Here is a 2,181-nt window from a genome sequence, read left to right on the forward strand (position 1 = left end):
CGCTTAAAGACATTCTGCATCCAAGCGGGAGGGGCACTTGTCTGCACCTGCTTCTGTTCTGTCGTTGCTGGTCTACTGCTCCCCATGTCACAATTCCTTCCTATAATAAAGCATATCTATGCCATAACCTTGTTTGTTTAGTGCACGTTTCCAACCTAAACGACCCAAGATCTCCATTTCAGAAGCCCCATTCTCACGCGCCCAATCCTCTACAAATGGCAAATTGTCAACTTGATCAAGAACGCCCTTGCCACTACATTCACAAATCAGAGCGCGCTTCTTTCCTAAAACTGTCTGTTGTATCTGGGTCGTGAATGCCGCTAAAAAGCGCTCGTCATCATCCAAAACAAGCCATAACTGTTTCTTGCCACTGCAAATCGCTTCAAGGAGCTCTTGCAACGTGATTTCATGTTTGAAACGCTCTACATACTCTCTAAAAGATGCAATGATTTCTTCAAGATAAGGCGCTATACGCTCCATATCCCAAGACGTGGTCAAAAAAACTTTTGCCATTACCCTCTGCCTAAAGGACGTAAATCCACATTAAACCCTGTGATATGGTTCCAATGAACGCCTTCAGGAATGCGTAATTTAAAGCGGTGATAACGATTGCGCGAACGTCCGTGATAAGCCCCCGTAAGATAAGAGCATGCCCTCTCTTGGTGCCATGTAATCGGTGTCTGATGATTACGAAGCCGACGCTCTCCAATGCTTAAAAGACCTTGCGTCGTATCAACTTCGGCAAACATTTTCGTGATAAAGTTAAAACTTCCATCTGGTGCTCCCATTTCTTGTGAAACAACCGTTGCCTCCATCGCTGCTCCCGTAAACATAACAAGCCGATTGTTATCATCAAAAGCACCAAGCATTGGCGCGCCACTTTGCCAACGAGGGCTGTCTAAAGAAGCCGGCAAGGACTCAAGATTGATCGAAATCTCATCTAACTGTTCTAAAGTATAACCTGTCGTAAATACTGGAAACAACGTGAAAGGTTTTCCCTGTAGCGTCGACCATTTCTGCAAGCCCCAATCATAGACAAAGGTCGTTTGCTCGTTATTGCCTCTTTTTAAGGACCAGTAAATCCGGTTATCAATGGGATCTATCACTCCTTGCATCTCATCAAGAGCAAATTTATCAAAAGTTTTAAAAACCGTTCTATCAACCTTCTCAAAGCCTATCGGCAAAAGTTGACCATCAGCACTCATCTGATAAAAACCACCATCACCTGCAAAAAAAGCATCACTCCCTCGACATGCTATAGAGGCTGCACTGCGGACTCCTCGCTTGTCTTGTATCTTTTGAAACGTAAATACAATCTTAGAACCCGCAACAAAGGTTCCTGCATAAATAGCAGAACGCATAAAAATGAGGGGATTGGTGGACTCTGTTGCCCCTTGAACATATTCTCCATCCGGAAAATCTTGAAAATCGCAATCTTTCTCTTTAACTGTCCAATGAGTAGCATCTTCCAAGCCAGACCAATGAATGCGATTGGGGTGATCTGTCAATTGCATCAAACAAACAAAAGGTCCCCAAACCTTCACCAAGCCTGCTTTCGGTGGATTGCCTCCTAAATCTTCAAACCGTTCAGAGCTATGGGTATTAAAGACTTGCGGTTTATCATTTTTATTCACTGCAATAATTCTTTGACCAAACAAAGCGAACGACCATTGATTATCCTCATGTGCTTGATACGTCACACCATTTTGGCTGATGTCTTTCCAACCCTTCGTTTGACTATCATAACTGTAAAGCTTTTGCTTGCCTCCTACGATTATCTTAACACCATTGCCACTTCTAAACGCTATTGAACCCAAAGGCTTTTCTTCTAAAGGATGAGACACAACCATTGCACTAGGCATGGGTATGTAACCGCCATCTGCCGGTAAAACATTCACAAGTGTATCCGTAAAGCTACCGTTGACGATCGCAACATCTGGTCTGTAATCAGCGATTGGAAAATAAACCATCTTAAAAATCCGTTGGTATTATTCTGGTCACGTTATGACGTTGAGACGTCTCTGCACGCAATTCATGCAACTGTTCGTTAAAGTCATTGTACGCTGCCGTTGCACAATCGGGTTCTTTAAGAATATTCTTGTACAGTTCATATTTTGCACGCGCCTTAATCAAATCAAACGCGTGCACAAACCATGGATGCTCCTCATCAACACTCTCTAT

The 2,181-nt window shown here is 43.3% G+C and carries 2 protein-coding genes and 1 pseudogene; all 3 read right to left on the bottom strand.

Annotation, left to right across the window (positions count from 1 at the left end; translation table 11 throughout):
- Positions 1-87: 87 nt before the first annotated feature.
- On the bottom strand, positions 88-513 hold the full coding sequence (locus ACFIMU_RS08585) for a hypothetical protein (protein ID WP_375697029.1): 426 nt from the start codon (positions 511-513) through the stop codon (positions 88-90).
- The gene (locus tag ACFIMU_RS08590; RefSeq protein ID WP_375697030.1) at positions 513-1,970 is read right to left on the bottom strand and encodes a hypothetical protein; all 1,458 of its coding nucleotides are present in this window, start codon (positions 1,968-1,970) and stop codon (positions 513-515) included. Before ACFIMU_RS08590 ends, ACFIMU_RS08585 begins: the two co-directional genes overlap by 1 nt.
- 1 nt (position 1,971) lies before the next feature.
- A pseudogene (locus ACFIMU_RS08595) lies at positions 1,972-2,181 on the bottom strand (hypothetical protein); the annotation flags it as partial.

This window comes from Bartonella sp. AC70YNML, from assembly GCF_042196545.1.
In the GTDB taxonomy this organism is placed as follows: Bacteria; Pseudomonadota; Alphaproteobacteria; order Rhizobiales; family Rhizobiaceae; genus Bartonella.